This is a genomic window from Stappia sp. TSB10P1A (assembly GCF_900185725.1).
Classification (GTDB): domain Bacteria; phylum Pseudomonadota; class Alphaproteobacteria; order Rhizobiales; family Stappiaceae; genus Stappia.
In genome coordinates, this window is the sequence record NZ_FYAU01000016.1 from 63,334 (window position 1) to 82,023 (window position 18,690).

An 18,690-nucleotide genomic window follows, 5' to 3' on the forward strand; every position below is an offset into this window, starting at 1 on the left:
GAACGGCGCTTGCACCTTACTCCATCCCATGAGACAGGAGCCACGGCACCTCAATCAACAGATCGCGACCAAAGGCCACGGATGACCGAGCTACTCTGGACCCGCCCGCACGGCGACACACCCGCCGCGGCGACGCTGCTGCTGGCCCATGGCGCCGGTGCGGCGATGGATTCCGGCTTCATGAACCGCTTCGCCGGGCATGCGGCGGCGGCCGGCCTTGCCGTCGCCCGCTTCGAGTTCGCCTATATGGCGGCGCGGCGCAACGGCGGGGCGAAGCGGCCGCCGCCCAAGGCAGATCTGCTCGTCGGCGAATACCAGACCGCGCTGCAGGAGGTGCTGAAGAGCGTCGAGGGCCCGGTTCTGGTCGGTGGCAAGTCGATGGGCGGGCGCGTCGCCGCGATGCTGGCCGCCGGCGGCTCGCTGCCGAAACGGGTCTTGGGCGTCGTCTGCCTCGGCTATCCCTTCCATCCGCAGGGCAAGCCGGACGACTGGCGGATGGCCCCTCTGGAAGGCGCGCGCCGGCCGGTGCTGATCGCGCAGGGCGACCGCGACGGCTTCGGCAATGCCGCTGAGCTCGCCGAGGTCAGCCTGCCGGCCCATGTCGAGCTTGTCTGGCTGGAGGATGGCAACCACGATCTTGCCCCGCGCGGGGCGTCGCCGGCCACTTGGGACGGCAATCTGGCGCTCGCCGCGAAAGCGGCTGCCGACTTCGCAGGGCGGATCGCCATCGCGTAGGGCCGGCGCGCCTTTTTCCCTGCCGCATTTTCACGATGCGGCGCTGCGCGCCCGCTTGAAAATGCGGCCGCCTATTCCGCCGGCACCTGCGCCGGCGGGCCGGAGCGGCCGGGGTCGCCGCCGCCATCGCGATGCGGGTCGCGCTGCACGCTGACCATCCGCCGCAAATCGTCGCCGATACCGATCAGCGCCGGCACCAGCACCAGAACGAGAAGCGTGGCGGTGGCCAGGCCGAAGACGATGGTGATGGTCATCGGCATCAGGAAACGGGCCTGCAGGCTGGTCTCGAACAACAGCGGCGCGAGGCCGCCGATCGTCGTCAGCGAGGTCAGCAGCACCGCGCGCAGACGGTCCTGGGCGGAGGCGACCGCCGCCTCGGCGATGCTGCGTCCATCCTTGATATGATCCTCGAACCGGTCGACCAGGATGATCGAGTTGTTGACCAGGATGCCCGACAGGCCGAGCAGACCGACGAAGCTGAGGATGGTCAGGTCGTAGCCCATCAGGTAATGACCCGAGACCGCCCCGACGACGCCGAAGGGGATGATCGACATCACCGCCAGCGGCTTGAAATAGCTGGCGAAGATCGCAGCGAGGATCAGATAGATCATCGACAGGGCGGCGACCATGCCGAGTTGCAGGTCGGAGAAGGCGGCGCGGCGCTCCTCCTCGCGGCCGGAATAGCGGTAGCCGACACCGTGCTTGCCGGCGAGCTCCTGCATCTTGCCGGTCTCAAGGTCGCGGACGATCTCGATGTTGGAGGTGATATCCGCATCGACATCGGCCGAGACGGAGACGGTGACGCGCCCGTCGCGGCGCTGGATCACCGAGAAGCTCTCGCGCTCGTCCAGCGTCACCACCTCGCTCAAGGGCACGAACTCGCCGCTGGGGGCCCGCAGCGACAGCTCGCGCAGGGCACCGCCGCCAAGCGCCACCTCCTGCATGACGCGGATGGTGATCTCCTCCTCGCCACGGGCAAAGCGCCGCGGGATCGAGCCTTCGAGGGCCGAGCGGATCTGGCGGGCTGCGTTCTCCACGGTGAAGCCGAGCGCCTTGCCGCGCGGGCTGAGCTCGATCACCAGTTCAGGCTTGCCATAGGGCAGGTCGTCGGCGACGCCATCGACGCCCGGATAGGAGGTGAGCAGTTCCTGCAGTTCCAGCGAGGCTTCCTTCAGCGCCCGCGTGTCATCGCCGACGAGACGGATGTCGAGATCGCGCCCGGGAGGGCCGCCGCGCCGTTCGAAGACGGCGACACGCTTGGTGCCGGCGATCTCGGGAATGGCGCGCCGCCAGGCCTGGACGATCTCCGGGGTGCGGGTCGTACGCTGCTCGGAGGTGGTGAGCTGCACGTCGATGCTGGCGACATTGTTGCCGCGGCTGTTGCCGGACTGGCCGAGCGTTGCATAGGAGGCGACGACCAGCGTCTCGCCATTGTCGGCCGTCAGCCGTGTCTCGGCCTCGCGCAGGGCGCCATCGATGCGCAGCAAGGCCTTTTCCGCATCCTCGACGGAAATGCCGGCGACAAAATCGATGGTGGCGCGGATGTTTTCCGCCTCGGGCGAGGGGAAGAAGCGGAAGCCGACATGGTTGCCGCGCATCAGGCCGGCGGTCAGCAGCAGCATCGCCACGGCAATGGCGACGGTGACATAGCGCCAGCCATAGGCCGAGCGCACGAACGCACGGAACGGCACGTCGCGGAACCAGGCGAAGCCGGCGTCGAAATTGCGGCGGAACCAGCCGGGCTGCTCGTCGAAGGTCCGCTGCCTGCGGGCCCGGCGCATCAGCAGCAGCAGGAATTCCAGCGCCGAGGCCACCAGGAACAGCGCCACCAGCACGGCCACGTCGAAGACGATCTCGCCGAGCGCCTCGCGGCCGCCACGGGCCGGAACGGCGAGCCAGTCGAGCCAGACCGGCACGGTGATGTCCTCGCGCCCGGCAAGGCCGATGACGAACAGGCCCGGCACGCCGGCCAGCAGCACCACCCGCCACCAGTTCCATGACGGCGGGCGCGCCAGCGAATGGGCAAGATGCCCCGGCAGGACGAAGAAGCACTCGATGATGCTGGCGGCGATCACCGCAACGACGACCAGCGGCAGCACGCCCATGAGCTGGCCGATCGTGTCGCCCATCAAGGTGATCGGCATGAACGCGGCGATGGTGGTGGTCGAGGCGGCGATGATCGGCCAGAGCATGCGCCCGGCGCCCTCCTCCGCCGCCAGATAGGGACTGTCGCCCATGGCGATGCGGGTGGCGGTGTGCTCGCCGACGACGATGGCGTCGTCGACGATGATGCCGAGCGTCATGATCAGCGCGAACAGCGAGAACATGTTGATGGTCTGCCCGGACATCCACATGAAGCCGAGCGTTGCCATCATCGCGACCGGAATACCGGCCGCCACCCACAGGGCGATGCGGCCGTTGAGGAACGCGAACAGCACGATCACCACGACGAAAAGGCCGGAGATGCCGTTCTGCACCAGGATCATGATGCGGTCGGTGAGCGCCTCGGCGCGGACCTCGTACTTGACCAGTTCCAGCGAGGCGGGAAGCTGCGGCGCGATCTCGGCCAGGTAGCGGTCGAGAATGGCGTTGACCTTCAACTGGTCGGCGCGGGCCGAGCGCTCGACATTGATCTCCACCGCGCGCATGCCGTCGGAATAGCCGATGACCTGGGTGCGGTCATAGCCGCGCGACACCTCGCCGACATCGCGGAGCTGGGTCTTCTCGCCGGTCGGGAAGGACTTGACGACGATGCGGCTGATCGCCTCCGGCGAGGTGGTGTCGGCGACCGCCCTCACCTGCCGCTCGACCCCGCCCTGCAGGTCGCCGGACGGAAGGTCCCGGGTGTTGGCGGCCACGCGCTCGGAAATGTCGGCAAGCGTCATGTCGAGGCGGCGCAGCTCGCGCTCCGGCACCTTGATCACATATTCGGTGTCGCGAAAGCCGTTGAAGGAGACCTTGTCGATGCCGCGGTCGATCAGATCGTCGCGGATCTGGCGGGCGAAGGCCTTCAGCGCCTCCTCGCTGAACGGCCCGCGCAGCGCGACGCGGGCGACCCGGTCGAACCAGTTGGACAGGGAAATCACCGGCCGTTCCGCGTCTTCGGGAAGGGTGGTGACGCCGGCGACTGCCTGTTCGACGTCCGACATCGCCTTCTGCATGTCGGCGCCTTGGAGGAATTCGAGGCGGATCGTCCCCGAGCCCTCGCGGGCATAGGAGATCATCTCGTCGACATTGTCGAGGAAGCGCAGTTCCGGCTCGATGGCCTGGAGGATGTTCTTCTCCACGTCCTCGGCGCTGGCCCCCGGCCAGGAGACGGAGACGGAAATGCGGTCGATGACGATCTGCGGAAAGAACTCGGCGTTCAGCCGGGCAAGGCCGAAGGCGCCGAACAGGATCATCAGCACCATGACCAGGTTGGCGGCATTGGGATGGCGCAGGAAATGGCCGATGATGCCGCGCGGAACGAAGCCGGTGTCACGCATGGCTCAACCGCCCGTGTTGGCGCCGCGCTGGCGCGGTTCGGAAACGAGAAGCCCCTCGCCCGCCTTGTCGAGCCGGGTCGAGACGAGACGATCGCCGGTGGCAAGCTCGCCGGACACGATCACATGCGTGCCGTCGAAGGCGAGCAGGCGCACATCGCGGCGGCGGGTGCGGTTGTCGGCATCGACCACGAAGACATGGTCGGTGCCGTAGATGGCGCCTTCGGGAATGCGGGCCGAGGCCGGATAGGTGCGGTCGGCAAGGCGCAGCTCGACGAAGGCGCCGGGCCGCAGCGCCGGCTGCCCCTCCTCCACCGCGACGCTGGCATAGACGTCGATGCCGCCGCGCGCCAGCGCCACCTCGGCGCCGACCCGGCGGATCTCGCCGCGATAGGCGACCGGCTCGCCACCGATATACCACAGCACCTCGACGGGACGGCCGACGACGGTGCCGCTGTCGGCCAGGATGCGGCCATACTGATTGTCGGAGAGAGTGAAGCGAACCTCCAGCGCGTCGCGCGCATAAAGGGTCGCGACCACGTCGTTGACGCCGACGAGCCGGCCGATCGCGGCATTCTCGGAGCGCACCACGGCGTCGAAGGGTGCCTTCAGCACGGTGTCGGCAAGGTGTTTCTCGGCCTGCGACAGGCGCCATTGCAGGCGCTCGATGGCGGCCTGCTGCTGCTCGACGCGGGCCTTCTCGACATCCAGCGCATAGCGGCGCTGCTCGAGCGCCTGGCCGCGCTGGGACACCAGCAGGCGGCGCTCGTCGACGGCGCGCTCGGTGACGGCGCCCGAGCCCATCAACTGCTCGGCCCGCTGCAGGTCACGCTCGGCGAACTCGAGCTGCTCGCGGGCGCGCTCGACATTGCCTTCCTCGGTGGAAACGCGGCCCCGCGCCTCGACAAGGGCGGCGCGGGCCTCGGCAAGATTGGCGCGCGCCTCGGTGACCGCGCCCTGGTACTGGAAGGGATCGACGGCCACGAGGTCCTCGCCGGCGGAAATGATGGCGCCGGCCTCCAGCGCCGGGTTGACGCGGACGATCTCGCCCGCCACCAGGGCGCGCAATTCGGCGGTGCGTGCCGCCGTCACCTCGCCATAGAGGGAGAGCATCGGCGCGTGGTCACGCACCTCCACCGGCATGGTCTGGACGATATAGGAGGTCTCCCGGGCCGGGCGCACCGGCACCGGGTCCTTGGCGAGGATCAGCCGGTTCATGCCGACATAGGCGGCCAGCAGGATCGCCAGCGCGATGGCCGCCTGCAACACAAGCTTGACGGCCAGGATGCCGGTGCGGCGGGCCGAGCGGGGGCGGTCTGCCGGGCGCTCGAACGCCACCTCGCCCCTGGGAGTGCGGTTCGCCTCGTCGACCGATTTCAGCATGACACTCTTTTCCACTCGAATGCTCTCTTGCGCGCGTCCTCATGCCCTATAGGCATTCCGGCGCGGACTGGATTGCTTCGCGGACGCAAATACCGCAGGTGCGAACTATTCTAGCGGCGCAACGCGCTTGCAAGATGAAGAGTGTATCAAATTGTGCCCAGGGCGACTCCTGCCACAGACGGCGACAGGAGAGCGCGATTTTCGCTCCGTTTCCGCCAATGACGGCAGGCCGGCTTGATGTACGTCAACACCCGCCCGTTCGAGGTGTGCCACGCTGATCCCGCAATCTTAAGGGGATCTGCAGCAGGGAGTTCAGCCAGTCATGACGTCCCAGCCCGACAACGAACCCGGCAACCCGGACACAAGCACGCCGCCCGTGATCACTGATACATCCGTACCGGAAGTCGCGCTCGGCTGGATGAATCCGGTCGGTCCCGATCCCATCCTTTACCCGGATCCGCCGCCTCCTCCCCCGCCGCCACCGGCGAGCGGCACACCCGACATCGGTTCCGGCACGCCCGATATCGGATCCGGCACGCCGGACGTGGGGTCGGGCACGCCCGATGTCGGCTCCGGTACTGCCGATCTGGCGTCGGGCACTCCGACCGTGCCCAAGGACGACTGACGCGAGAGCTCAGAACTCGCCGGGGCTGTAGTCGTAGCGGGTGTTGCAGAAGCGGCAGGTCACCTCGATGCGACCGCCGACGGTCATGTCGTCGCGCTCCTCCAGGGTGAATCCCTTGAGCATGGCCCGGATGCGTTCGTCGGAGCAGCGGCAGCGGTCGGCGAGCGGCTGCGGCGCGAAGACGCGCACACCGCGCTCGTGGAACAGGCGGAACAGCAGCCGCTCGGCGGTCATATCCGGATCGCCGAGTTCGTCGTCGCGCAGGGTCTCGACCAGGGCGCGGGCCTCGCGCCAGGCGTCGTCTTCCTCGAACTCATGTTCCATCGCGCCCTCCGGCGCATCGCCCGGCGGCAGGTCGGCCTGGCGCATGCGCTCCGGCGCCTCGGGCAGGAACTGGGCCAGCACGCCGCCGGCCAGCCAGGAGTGACGTGGCTTGTCGCCGGCCCGGCGGTCGAGAACCTCGCCGACGGCAAGGCGCACCACGGTCGGGATCTGCTCCGACTGGGCGAAGTAGCGATGCGCCACCTCCTCCAGCGTGATGCCGTCCAGCGCGACGATGCCCTGATAGCGATTCATCGCGGCGCCCTGATCGACCGTCATGGCGAGATGGCCATGGCCGAGCAGCGAGGGCGTGTCGGTGCGCCCGGCCGCCTCCGCCGCCGCCACCGCCTCCGCGTCGAACTGGGCGCAGGCGCGCAAGCCGTCCGGCGTCTGGAAATCGACGACCAGCATGGAAACCGGGCCGTCGGTGGTGGTCTGCAGGGTGAAGCGGCCGTCGAACTTCAGCGAGGTGCCGAGCAGGGCGACGAGCGTCGCCGCCTCGCCGAGCAGGCGCGAGACCGATGCCGGATAGGCATGGCGCTCCAGGATGCGGTCCAGCACCGGGCCGAGCATCACGGCGCGGCCGCGCACGTCCAGCGGCTCCACAGCGAAGGGAAGCACGGCGTCCCGCCCGGCCGGGGTGACGCCCAGCCGTTCCAGTTCGTCCTGAACGCTCATGTCGGTCCTATGCGTTCTGCAGGGCCCCAAGACACCAGGCGAGGATGCCCTTTTGTGCATGGAGCCGGTTTTCCGCCTCGTCGAAGACGACGGACTGCGGGCCGTCCATCACCTGCGACGTCACCTCCTCGCCGCGATGGGCAGGCAGGCAATGCATGAAAATGGCGTCCCGGTCGGCTTCCGCCATCAGACGCTCGTTGACCTGGTAGGGGCGCAGCAGATTGTGGCGATCGCCGTCGTCGTCGCCCATGGAGACCCAGCAGTCGGTGACGACGCAGTCGACACCCTTCACCGCCTCGAACGGATCGTCGGTGATGCGGATCTCTGCTCCCGCCTTGCGGGCGGCGGCGATGAGGTCGGCCGGCGGCGCCAGCTCCGACGGGGTGGCGATGTTGAGGGCGAAGTCGAGCTTCGTCGCCGCATGCACCCAGGAGGCCAGAACGTTGTTGCTGTCGCCGGTCCAGGCGACGCTGCGCCCGGCGATCTTGCCCTTCTTCTCCTCGAAGGTCAGCACGTCCGCCATGATCTGGCAGGGATGGGTGCGCTTGGTCAGGCCGTTGATCACCGGGACGGTGGCGTATTCGGCGAGTTCCGTCAGCGCATCATGGTCAAGGATGCGGATCATGATGGCGTCGACATAGCGCGACAGCACGCGCGCGGTGTCGGCGATCGTCTCGCCGCGGCCGAGCTGCATCTCTGCGCCGGTGAGCATCAACGTCTCGCCGCCAAGCTCGCGCATGCCGACATCGAAGGAGATGCGGGTGCGGGTCGAGGGCTGCTCGAACACCATGGCCAGCACGCGGCCGGCGAGCGGCCCGCCGCCGGACACACGCACGGGACCGCGCGCCTGCTTGATGCGGCGGCTGCCGTCGAGGATGAAGCGCAGCTCGCTGGCGTCGACGTCGGTGAGGTCGAGGAAGTGGCGCGGCTGGATGGTCATCACTCTGCCGCTCCCCGTTCGAGCCCGGCTTCCATGGCGCCGGCGGCCCGGTCGATGCGGGCCACCGCCTCCTCGATCTCCGCCTCGGTGATGGTCAGCGGCGGCATGATGCGCAGGACATTGTCGCCCGCGCCCACGGCCAGAACGCCGGCCTCGCGGAAATGCGACAGCAACTCGGTATTGGTGACCCGGCACTTGAGGCCGAGCATGAGGCCCTTGCCACGGATCTCCTCGAAGATCGCCGGATGGCCGTCGACAACGGCAGCCAGCTTCTGCTTCAGCAGCAGGCCCTTCTTCTGCACGCTCTCAAGGAAGCCGTCGGCCAGCACCACGTCGAGCACCGCATTGCCCACGGCCATGGCCAGCGGATTGCCGCCATAGGTGGTGCCGTGGGTGCCCGGCTTCATGCCGGAGGCCGCTTCCTCGGTCGCAAGGCAGGCGCCGAGCGGGAACCCGCCGCCGATGCCCTTGGCAACCGCCATGATGTCCGGCGTGATGCCGGCCCATTCATGGGCAAAGAGCTTGCCGGTACGCCCGACGCCGGTCTGCACCTCGTCGAGGATCAGCAGGATGCCGTGCTCGTCGCACAGGCGGCGCATCTCGCGCAGGTACTCGGTCGGCACGGGACGTACGCCGCCCTCGCCCTGGATCGGTTCGATCAACAGGCCGGCGGTGGTGTCGCCGATGGCGGCGAGCAGCGCCTCATGGTCGCCGAACGGCACCTGGATGAAGCCCGGCGCCTTGGGGCCGAAGCCTTCCAGATACTTCTCCTGGCCGCCGGCGGCGATGGTCGCCAGCGTGCGGCCATGGAAGGCGCCCTCGAAGGTGATGATGTCGATCCGCTCCGGCTCGCCCTTCGCATAGAAGTAGCGCCGCGCCGTCTTGATCGCGCATTCCAGCGCCTCGGCGCCGGAATTGGTGCAGAACACGCGGTCGGCGAAGGTCGCCTGCGTCAGCTTGCGCGCGAACGTCTCCTGGCCCTCGATGGCATAGACGTTGGACACGTGCCAGAGCTTGTCGGCCTGGTCCTTCAACGCCTTGACGAGACCGGGATGGGAATGGCCGAGCGAGTTGACGGCAATGCCGGCGGCGCAATCGAGAAAGCGTCGGCCATCGGAAGTCTCCAGCCACACACCCTCGCCACGCACGAACTCCAGGTTCGCGCGGCTGTAGGTCTGATAGAGAGATGAGCCTTCCATGTCCTTCCTGCTCCCATTGACCGGTCCCATCGACCGGCGAGATGCCTTGGCGGGCGAACCCGCCCCGAGCCCCGCGCGATGCCTTGCGAACCGCTGCCCTCCCGCTGCCGCAAAGGGCTGCGAAGGATGCGGACGGCGCTCCCGAAAGCAATTATGCCGCCCACGAGAGGCGGCACGGCGAGGAAGCCCCGTTATACACCGCGCGGACGCGGAAAAGTCAACGGAATTGGCGGGCGGCATGCGCACCCGCAACGCGGCCGAAAGCGGCCTTTTCTGGGGAAAACCGGATCAATCCCCAGGTGAATCGCCCCCTCACCTTGAACCGGAAAGCCGGCATATTGTAGCTTCCCAGTCAAGAAATACGACATCTCGTGTATCCGACTCACAATAGCCTCAAAATCCGGCGATGAGCGGGGCGCCCCTTACGGTGTGCCGATAACCTTTTATTAACCAGATGTCGGGGCCCGATCCAACACGGAGTTGAGCGCATGTCCTGGACAAGCGAACGCGTCGACCTTCTCAAGAAGCTCTGGACCGATGGACTGAGCGCCAGCCAGATCGCAGCGGAGCTCGGCGGCGTCACCCGCAATGCGGTGATCGGCAAGGTGCATCGCCTCGGCCTGTCAGGCCGCGCCAAGGCGCCGGCGGCCGCCCAGAAGGCGCGCAGCAAGCCGGCCCGGAGCGGCGCCGAGGAGGCGGCCGCGTCGGCGGCGCAGCAGCAGGGCGGCGGCGCCCCGTCCGCACCGCAGACCATCGGCGCCACCGCGCTGAAGATCGAGGCCGCGCCGGTGGCCGCCCCCGCGCCGGAAGCCAAGCCCGTCGCCGAACTGGTGCCGATCGCCAAGCGGGCAACGATCCTGACGCTGACCGAGCGGACCTGCAAATGGCCGATCGGCGACCCCACCAAGGAAGACTTCTACTTCTGCGGCCACCCGTCGAACCCGGGCGTGCCCTACTGCCCCTATCACTGCCGCATCGCCTACCAGCCGGCGAGCGATCGCCGCCGCGACCGCAACGTCGCCAACGGCTGAGACAGCGTCCCCCTCCAGGGGGCGGCTCTGACGAGAAAGGCCCGCCAGCGGTTTCCGCGGCGGGCCTTTTCGCGTCTGCATCGGTGGAGCGTCCGCGACGGGGATCGCCGGAGCGCCGTGCCAGGCACTCCGGCTCCTTCCATATCGGTGGCCGCCTCAGGAGGCGACGGCGAACTGGTCGTTGAAGGCGTAGCCGGCACCACGCACGGTGCGGATCGGGTCCTGCACCTTGCCGCGATTGATCGCCTTGCGCAGGCGGCCGACATGGACGTCGACCGTCCGCTCGTCGACATAGACATCGTGGCCCCAGACCCCGTCGAGCAGTTGTTCGCGCGAGAAGACGCGGCCGGGCGAGGTCATCAGGAATTCGAGCAGTCGGAACTCGGTCGGGCCGAGATGAACCTCGCGGCCGGAGCGGCGCACCCGGTGGGTCTCGCGGTCGAGTTCCAGATCACCGGCGCGCAGCAGCGAGGACACGACCTCGGGCTTTGCCCGGCGCAGCATGGCGCGCACCCGCGCCATCAGCTCGGGGATCGAGAACGGCTTGACCACATAGTCGTCGGCGCCGGTGGCAAGGCCCCGGATGCGCTCCTGCTCCTCGCCGCGGGCGGTGAGCATGATCACCGGCAGGCGCTCGGTCTCGGCGCGCGAGCGCAGACGGCGGCACAGTTCGATGCCGGACAGGCCCGGCAACATCCAGTCGAGAAGCAGCAGGTCCGGCTGGCTTTCGCGCAGCAGCAGGTCGGCCTCGTCGCCGCGCATGCAGGTCTCGACCGTGTAGCCCTCGGCCTCGAGATTGTAGCGCAGCATCATGATGAGAGGCTCTTCGTCCTCCACTATCAGGACCTTCGGCATGATGTTTACCCTTGTCCTATCGACCCGGCCGGAAGGCCTTGGTGCGGCTTTTCACTCGCACCGCCTTGCCGGCTTTCGTTGTCAGCAGCAGCGGGCGATCCGATCGCCCGCGCAAGTCTCGATCGCAGCCGCGTCAGGGCACGATGTCGGTTTCGACGCCGGTCTCGTCGACCTTCTGGCGCTCGTCGGTCGGCAGAACGCCAGTCGACATGTAGATGACGTTCTCGGCGATGTTGGTGGCGTGATCGCCGATCCGCTCGATGTTCTTGGCGCAGAACAGCAGATGGGCGCAGACCGAAATCTGGCGCGGATCCTCCATCATATAGGTGAGGAGTTCGCGGAAGATCGAGGTGTAGAGCGCGTCGACCTCGTCGTCACGGTCGCGCACCGCGGCCGCCGCCTCGCTGTCGCGGCTGGCATAGGCGTCCAGCACGTCCTTCAACTGCGCCTGGGCCAGTTCGGTCATGTGCTCGACGCCGAGGGCGAACTTCTTGGAATCGAAGGTTCCCTCGATGGCGATGACACGCTTGGCGATGTTCTTGGCAAGATCGCCAACGCGCTCCAGGTCGTTGGAGATGCGCATCGCCGAGATGACGTCGCGCAGGTCGCTGGCCACCGGCTGGCGGCGGGCGATGATCAGGATCGCCTGCTCCTCGATCTCGAACTGCAGGACGTCGACCCGCTTGTCCTGGCCGATGACCCGGCGGGCGAGGTCCTTGTCCATGCGCACCAGCGCCGACACGGCATCGCTCAGCATGACCTCGGCAAGGCCGCCCATCTCCGACACGCGGCCGGCGATCTCCTTCAGTTCCTCGTCGAAGGAGGATACGGTATGTTCGCTCATGTCTCGTCTCCATCCGGGGCGGCGGTCGCCCCACCCGGCGGGGTGCGCCGCATAGGACGCAGCCTCCCGCCCGTTCTCGACCAGATCCAGATTAGCCGAAGCGGCCGGTGATGTAGTCCTGGGTGCGCTTGTCCACGGGATTTGTGAAAATGTCTTTCGTCGCCCCTTCCTCGACGAGATTGCCGAGGTGGAAGAAGGCCGTGCGCTGCGACACGCGGGCGGCCTGCTGCATGGAGTGGGTGACGATGACGATCGTGTAGTTCTCGCGCAACTCGTCGATCAGTTCCTCCACCTTGGCGGTGGCGATGGGATCGAGCGCCGAACAGGGCTCGTCCATCAGGATGACCTCGGGGCTGACCGCGATGGCGCGGGCAATGCACAGGCGCTGCTGCTGGCCGCCGGACAGGCCGGTGCCCGGCTCGTCGAGACGGTCCTTCACCTCGTTCCACAGGCCGGCCTTCTGCAGGCTGGAGGCTACGATCTCCTCCAGCGCCGCCTTGTTGCGGGCAAGCCCGTGAATGCGCGGACCGTAGGCGATGTTGTCGAAGATCGACTTGGGGAACGGGTTCGGCTTCTGGAACACCATGCCGACTTTGGCGCGCAACTGCACCGGATCGACCTTGGGGTCGTAGATGTCCTCGCCGTCGATCAGGATCTGCCCCTCGACACGGCAGATGTCGATCGTGTCGTTCATCCGGTTGAGGCAGCGAAGGAAGGTGGACTTGCCGCAACCCGACGGGCCGATGAAGGCCGTCACGGTCTTTTCCTCGATGCGGATGGTGACATCCTTGATGGCGTGGGTATCGCCATAGAAGACCTGAACCTTCTCGGCTTCAATCTTGGCGTCATTCATGGCGGCGACTTTCTCGGGATTGGTCAATTGGTTCATGGCTCAGAAAGCCCCCTTACCAGCGGCGTTCGAAACGACGGCGCAGGATGATCGCGACGATGTTCATGGTCATCAGGAAGAACAGGAGGACGATGATGCCGCCCCATGCTCTCTCGTAGAAGGCAGGGTCGGCCCGTTTGGCCCATTCGTAGATCTGCGCAGGCATTGCCGAGTTCGGATCGAAGAAGCCGGAGGCGATGCCGCTCGGATAGTTGGAGGCGATGAAGCCGACCATGCCGATGAGCAGCAGCGGCGCGGTTTCGCCGAGCGCCTGGGCAAGGCCGATGATCGTACCGGTCAAGATACCGGGCATTGCCAGCGGCAGGACATGGTGGAACACCGACTGCATCTTCGAGGCGCCGACGCCGAGTGCGGCATCGCGGATCGACGGCGGTACGGCCTTCAGCGAGGCGCGGGTCGAGATGATGATGGTCGGCAGGGTCATCAGCGTCAGCACCAGGCCGCCGACGATGGGAGCGGACTGCGGCAGATGGGCAAACTGGATGAAAGCCGCAAGGCCGAGGATGCCGAAGACGATGGACGGCACCGCTGCAAGGTTGGAGATGTTGACCTCGATCAGGTCGGTGAAGCGGTTCTTGGGAGCGAACTCCTCAAGGTAAATCGAGGCGGCGACTCCGATCGGTAGCGACAGGAACAGCACCACCAGCATCATGTAGAGCGAGCCGAGCATAGACACACCGATGCCCGCCTGCTCGGGCCGGGAGTCGGAAGCATCCGACCCGGTGATGAAGTCCATGTTGAACCGCTTCTCGACAATGCCCTTGGTCTGCATTTCATCGACCAGGTCGAGATGGGCCGCATCGAGGTTCCGATCATTGACCAGCGCCTCACGGGTGACGCGACCCTTGAGATAGCCATCGACACGGGACGAAGCCAGCAGGTCGAATGTCACCGTCTGACCGACCCGGCCGGGATTGGCGAGGACGAAGCTGCGGATCTGCGCAGCGGCGCCGGACGAAAGCATCTTGCGCAGATCGGCGGGGCGCATGTCAGTGGCGATGCCCGCACGATCGAGTTCGGCGACGAGCGCCGCATCGATCATTGCGTTGTACCCCGATGTCTTCACGACCGAGGCCTCGGCCTTTTCCACCGCTTCCCGGTCCAGCGTCACCGGAATGGAGACAAAGGTCTGGTTGAAGGCGGTGAGGCCGTTGCTGAAAATCGCGTAGAGCAGCGCCACCAGGAAGAACAGGCCGATCAGAATGGCAACGACGCCATAGATCTTGAACCGGGTCTCGGCGGCGTTGCGGCGGCGGGTTAAGGCGTCCGTCTTGAGCAGCGAGGTTTTCCGGCGGACAGCCTGCCCGGTCTCCTTGCCCGAGGGATAGGTCGTGGCCGTCTCGGTCATTCGTACTGCTCCCGATATTTGCGCACGATGTAGAGCGCGAAGATGTTCAGCCCCAAGGTGACCACGAACAGGGTCATACCGAGCGAGAAGGCGACCAGCGCCTCGGGCGAGGCGAAGTCGGCGTCGCCGGTGAGCTGGCTGACGATCTTGGCGGTGACGGTGGTCATCGCCTCGAAGGGATTAAGGCTGAGCTTGGCGGCGGCACCGGCGCCGAGCACCACGATCATGGTCTCGCCGATCGCCCGCGAGGCCGCCAGCAGGATGGCTCCGACGATGCCCGGCAGAGCCGCCGGCAGGATCACCTGCTTGACTGTCTCCGAATGGGTGGCGCCGAGACCGAGGGAGCCGTCGCGCATGGCCTGCGGTACGGCGTTGATGATGTCGTCCGACAGCGAGCTGACGAAGGGAATGAGCATGATGCCCATAACCAGTCCGGCGGTTATGACCGCAGTGCCGCCCGCCATCCAGTTAACACCAAGCAGGCCACCGTTTCCGAAGAAGCTGACCAGCAGCGGTCCGACGGTGAGAAGCGCGAACAGACCGTAGACGATGGTCGGAATGCCGGCGAGCACCTCAAGCAGCGGCTTGGCCACTGCGCGCACGGCCGGGCTGGCATATTCGGAGAGATAGACCGCGGCGAACAGGCCGATCGGCACGGACACCGCCAGCGCGATCAGGGAGATGTAGAGGGTCGCCCAGATCAGCGGCACGATGCCGAGTTGCGACCCGCCGCCGAAGCTCGGGCTCCAGGTCAGTCCGAAGAAGAAGTCGGCTGCCGGATAGAGGCGAAAGAACTCATAGGTGTTGAACACCAGAGACAGCACGATACCGAGCGTCGTCAGGATGGCGATGGAGGCGGCGGCGATGAGAATCCAGCGCACCACCCGCTCCACGGAGTTGCGCGCCCGGAAGTCCTTGCCGGAGCGGCTCCAGGCGAAGGCGGCGCCAAGAACGGCAAGGCCGATGACGACGATGGCTCGACCGAGATCACCGGTCGCGGACAGTTCGCGATAGCGTTGCGCGGCACGCAAGGTCTCGGACGTGACCGCGGAGCCGAGAGCGACGCCGAACCGGCCAAGACGTTCACGCACGTCGGTGAACTCGGTGCGGATCGAATCGGCCTGCTCGGCGGAAAGCGCGCCAGCGGCAACGGCGGTATCGAGGCCGCGGGCAACGCGGCGCACGTCGCTCATCACCAGGCTCAGAGAACTCTTGCTGATCGCGTCCGGGGAGATCATCGACGAGACCTGGCCGTTGATGACCATGGGCTGGATGGCGAGCCACAGGACGAGAACCAGGAGCGAGGGGATCATCGCGGCCAACGCGACGTTCCATCCGTAGTAGCCCGGCAGGGAGTGCAGCAGGCGGATGTCGCCGCCGGCGCTGGCCATCGCACGGGCACGTCCCAGGATGAAACCGGCCGCCGCAAGGGCGAATATCACAAGAACAATCAGCGGCAAGGACATGAGACTGAAATCCGGACCTCGGGGAAGAAAAAAGGGGCGGCGCAGCCGTGACTGTTCGCCGCCCCTTCGCTAGTCCGACCGGCTCAGTGCGTGAGCGTGGTCTCGGCAGCAACCGCTTCCTGGACCTTGGCCAGCTCCGGATCGGAAACCAGGCCGTACTGGGCCAGCGGGCCGTCCGGACCAGCCAGTTCGTCGGAGACGAAGAACTGGGCGAACTCCTTCAGGCCAGGAACCACGCCGATGTGGGCCTTCTTGACGTAGAAGAACAGCGGACGGGACACCGGATACTCGCCGGAAGCAATGGTCTCGGTCGACGGGGTCACGCCCGACATGGTCGCAACCTTGAGCTTGTCGGTGTTGTTCTCATAGAAGGCGAGGCCGAACACGCCGATACCGGCCTTGTTGGCATCGAGACGGGCGAGGGTCTCGGTGTAGTCGCCGTCGATGTCGACCGAACGACCGTCGGTGCGCAGCACCAAGCACTTCTTGGCGGCATCCTTCTTGTCCATGCCGCCATCGACCATGGCCTTCAGCGCGCCGCTGTCCTCGCAGCCGTGCATCATGACCTTCTCTTCGAACACTTCACGGGTGCCGTGCTTGGTGCCCGGAACGAAGGCCTGGATCTGCTGGTTCGGCAGCGCGTCGTTCACCTGGTTCCAGGTGGTCGCGGTGTTCGGAACCAGCTTGCCGTCGACGACGACCTCGGCGGCGAGCGCCTTGTACCAGTCGGTCGGGGTGAAGACGAAATCAGCGCCGTTGATGTCGGAGGCGAAGACGATGCCGTCGTAACCGATCCGAACCTCGATGATGTCGGTCACGCCGGCGTCGGCGCAAGCCTTGATCTCGCCCTCGCGGATCGGACGCGAAGAATTGGCGATGTCGATCGTATTCTCGCCGACACCGTCGCAGAACTTCTTGAGACCGGCGGACGAACCACCCGACTCAACCACCGGGGTCGGGAAATCGGTGTTCTCGCCAAACGCCTCGGCGACGATCGAGGAGTAGGGAAGAACCGTCGAGGAGCCGGCGATCTGGATCTGGTCGCGAGCGATGGCGGCGCCAGTGAAGGCGACCGAAGCGACCGCGGTCGCGCTGAGAAGAGCTTTGATGTTCACCTGACCTCTCCCTGGATTTCAGGATTTCTCACGTTACCCCGCAGACTTATTCCCGCGAGGTCGAGGGCACCCTAGTCCTGGCCCGTGATGCTTATATGAAGATCAGGTATCACTTTTGTGACAATTCAAGACCTTGACTTAAAACGTCTTTTTTCTCGAAAACAGTCAAAGCGGCGTCTTTTGCGACAGGAAACCTAACGGTGAAGGTCGCGCCCTCGCCCGGGGTGCTGTCGATCTCGAGCCGCGCCTTGTGCCGGGTCAGGATGTGCTTGACGATGGCAAGGCCGAGGCCCGTACCCCTGGTTTCCCGGCTACGCGACGCATCCACCCGATAGAAGCGCTCGGTCAGGCGCGGCAGGTGCTCCGCCGCGATGCCGGGACCGAAGTCGCGCACGCTGAGGACAAAGGTTCCAGGCCCGCGCGACGCCTCCCCGCCCGCCGGCGGGACCGGCACCAGGCGGATTTCCACCCGCTTGCCGCTGGCGCCATACTTGATGGCGTTCTCGACGAGATTCTCGATCACCTCGATCAGTTCGTCCCGATCCGCCCGGACCAGGCAAGGTGCCGGCGGCGTCTCGATGTCGAGACCGACGCCGGCCTCATCGGCAACAGGCTTCAAGGCGTCGCAGGCATGGCGCAACAGGGGAACGAGGTCGAGCACGGTCTCCGGCTGGAGGTGGGCCTTCAGTTCGATGCGCGACAGCGACAGGAGGTCGTCGATCAGCCGGCGCATGCGGTCGCCCTGCTGCAGCATGATGCCGAGGAACCGATCACGGGCGACCGGATCATCGCGCGCCGGGCCCTGCAGCGTCTCGACGAAGCCGGTAAGCGAGGCGAGCGGTGTGCGCAGCTCATGGCTGGCATTGGCGACGAAGTCGGCACGCATTCGCTCCAGCCGGCGTTGCTCGGTCAGGTCCTGCAAGGTGACGAGAACGAAGCGCCCGGCTCCACCGGCGGCGCCGGCACGCGGCGCCTCGCCGGGCGCCGCCGCCGGCTCGGCGATCGGCGTCACATAGGCCTCGAGCCAGCTTTCCGTCGGAACCCGCTCGCTCCACTCGATCCGCTGGGCCGGGCCGCCGGCCATGACCTTGTCGAGCGCTTCCAGCAGCACCGGCACGCGCAGGCGCAGCGACAGCGGATCGCCCGGCAGCGGGTCGCCGAAGCGCACCCTTGCAGCGCGGTTGACATAGCGGGTGATGCCGCGCCGGTCGACGATGAAGCACGGGTTCGGCAGCGCGTCGGCGAGCTGCTTCATGCCGGTCTCGGGCCAGGGGGTCAGCGCTCGGGCTTCCCTCCGGCGACGGGTGACGAGCAGGCGGCGGGTGGGGGGAATGAGGGCCGCAAGGAGAACCGGAATCGCCCCGGCGGCGACCATCAGCGCCGGCACCCCGGCCACGAGGACGGCGAGCAGCGCCACCGCGACGACGGCGAACAACACCCAGCGCTGCTCGGCGACGCGCTCGCGAAGCCGGCTGCGCAGGCCCGGACGCGCCGCAGGGCGCTCTGTGGTGTCGTCGCTCATTCCTGTCGCCGTCGATCCTGTCGGGTTTCCCAACGGCCTGTCCGTCCGCGGGGCGGCGCGGCAGACGCGGAGCGGAAAGGCCGGGAAAGCGGGAGGACTTCCATAGCATGGCCCATATGACAGGCCCAAGACGGAAACCGAAGCCAGAAATCGAAGCCAGAAATCGAAGACGGGAAACAATCGCAGCCGGCCGCTTCACGGACACCGGCAGGAATGCTATCTGCCTGGATGCAGGC

15 protein-coding genes are annotated in these 18,690 nt (G+C 66.8%); 3 read left to right on the forward strand and 12 right to left on the reverse strand.

Translation table 11 applies throughout. The annotated features are described in order from the left end of the window. Positions 1-81 precede the first annotated feature (81 nt). Positions 82-735 carry an alpha/beta family hydrolase gene (locus TSB10P1A_RS05230; RefSeq protein ID WP_186386851.1) on the forward strand — a complete coding sequence of 218 codons (654 nt, stop codon included), beginning with the start codon at positions 82-84 and terminating at the stop codon, positions 733-735. A gap of 71 nt (positions 736-806) precedes the next feature. Here the strand turns inward: TSB10P1A_RS05230 and TSB10P1A_RS05235 are convergent, their stop codons facing one another. Further along, positions 807-4,220, reverse strand: a complete 3,414-nt coding sequence (locus TSB10P1A_RS05235) for an efflux RND transporter permease subunit (protein ID WP_186386852.1) — start codon at positions 4,218-4,220, stop codon at positions 807-809. A 3-nt stretch (positions 4,221-4,223) separates the two neighbouring features. Continuing rightward, complete coding sequence (locus TSB10P1A_RS05240) at positions 4,224-5,615, reverse strand: efflux RND transporter periplasmic adaptor subunit (protein WP_186386853.1); 1,392 nt, start codon at positions 5,613-5,615, stop codon at positions 4,224-4,226. A 307-nt stretch (positions 5,616-5,922) separates the two neighbouring features. On the opposite strand from TSB10P1A_RS05240, the gene TSB10P1A_RS05245 reads away from it, so the two are divergent. Further along, a complete protein-coding gene (locus TSB10P1A_RS05245; protein WP_186386854.1) occupies positions 5,923-6,225 on the forward strand; it encodes a hypothetical protein in 303 nt (100 codons plus the stop codon). Positions 6,226-6,234: 9 nt separating this feature from the next. On the opposite strand, the gene TSB10P1A_RS05250 is transcribed toward TSB10P1A_RS05245, so the two are convergent. The 3 genes from TSB10P1A_RS05250 to TSB10P1A_RS05260 are packed head-to-tail and all read right to left on the reverse strand — an operon-like array spanning position 6,235 to position 9,363. Then, complete coding sequence (locus TSB10P1A_RS05250) at positions 6,235-7,224, reverse strand: Hsp33 family molecular chaperone (protein WP_186386855.1); 990 nt, start codon at positions 7,222-7,224, stop codon at positions 6,235-6,237. A 7-nt stretch (positions 7,225-7,231) separates the two neighbouring features. Beyond that, positions 7,232-8,164, reverse strand: coding sequence for an ornithine carbamoyltransferase (argF, locus tag TSB10P1A_RS05255; RefSeq protein ID WP_186386856.1), 933 nt, complete (start codon positions 8,162-8,164; stop codon positions 7,232-7,234). Then, positions 8,164-9,363 carry an aspartate aminotransferase family protein gene (locus TSB10P1A_RS05260; RefSeq protein WP_186386857.1) on the reverse strand — a complete coding sequence of 400 codons (1,200 nt, stop codon included), beginning with the start codon at positions 9,361-9,363 and terminating at the stop codon, positions 8,164-8,166. Before TSB10P1A_RS05260 ends, argF begins: the two co-directional genes overlap by 1 nt. Before the next feature lie 488 nt (positions 9,364-9,851). Between TSB10P1A_RS05260 and TSB10P1A_RS05265 the strand changes: the two genes are divergently transcribed. Then, positions 9,852-10,394, forward strand: coding sequence for a GcrA family cell cycle regulator (locus TSB10P1A_RS05265; protein ID WP_186386858.1), 543 nt, complete (start codon positions 9,852-9,854; stop codon positions 10,392-10,394). Between the two features lie 156 nt (positions 10,395-10,550). On the opposite strand, the gene phoB is transcribed toward TSB10P1A_RS05265, so the two are convergent. From phoB to TSB10P1A_RS05300, 7 genes are all read right to left on the reverse strand, one after another. Next, a complete protein-coding gene (gene phoB / locus TSB10P1A_RS05270) occupies positions 10,551-11,249 on the reverse strand; it encodes a phosphate regulon transcriptional regulator PhoB (RefSeq protein ID WP_186386859.1) in 699 nt (232 codons plus the stop codon). Positions 11,250-11,382: 133 nt separating this feature from the next. Next, positions 11,383-12,093 carry a phosphate signaling complex protein PhoU gene (phoU, locus tag TSB10P1A_RS05275; protein WP_186386860.1) on the reverse strand — a complete coding sequence of 237 codons (711 nt, stop codon included), beginning with the start codon at positions 12,091-12,093 and terminating at the stop codon, positions 11,383-11,385. A gap of 91 nt (positions 12,094-12,184) precedes the next feature. Continuing rightward, positions 12,185-12,982 carry a phosphate ABC transporter ATP-binding protein PstB gene (gene pstB / locus TSB10P1A_RS05280; protein ID WP_186386861.1) on the reverse strand — a complete coding sequence of 266 codons (798 nt, stop codon included), beginning with the start codon at positions 12,980-12,982 and terminating at the stop codon, positions 12,185-12,187. A gap of 16 nt (positions 12,983-12,998) precedes the next feature. Then, positions 12,999-14,351 carry a phosphate ABC transporter permease PstA gene (gene pstA / locus TSB10P1A_RS05285; RefSeq protein ID WP_186386862.1) on the reverse strand — a complete coding sequence of 451 codons (1,353 nt, stop codon included), beginning with the start codon at positions 14,349-14,351 and terminating at the stop codon, positions 12,999-13,001. Beyond that, positions 14,348-15,817 carry a phosphate ABC transporter permease subunit PstC gene (gene pstC / locus TSB10P1A_RS05290; protein WP_186386863.1) on the reverse strand — a complete coding sequence of 490 codons (1,470 nt, stop codon included), beginning with the start codon at positions 15,815-15,817 and terminating at the stop codon, positions 14,348-14,350. The genes pstA and pstC overlap by 4 nt, the downstream gene beginning before the upstream one ends. A gap of 83 nt (positions 15,818-15,900) precedes the next feature. Beyond that, complete coding sequence (locus TSB10P1A_RS05295; RefSeq protein WP_186386864.1) at positions 15,901-16,932, reverse strand: substrate-binding domain-containing protein; 1,032 nt, start codon at positions 16,930-16,932, stop codon at positions 15,901-15,903. A gap of 109 nt (positions 16,933-17,041) precedes the next feature. Continuing rightward, the gene (locus TSB10P1A_RS05300) at positions 17,042-18,454 is read right to left on the reverse strand and encodes an ATP-binding protein (RefSeq protein ID WP_186386865.1); all 1,413 of its coding nucleotides are present in this window, start codon (positions 18,452-18,454) and stop codon (positions 17,042-17,044) included. Positions 18,455-18,690: the final 236 nt, after the last annotated feature.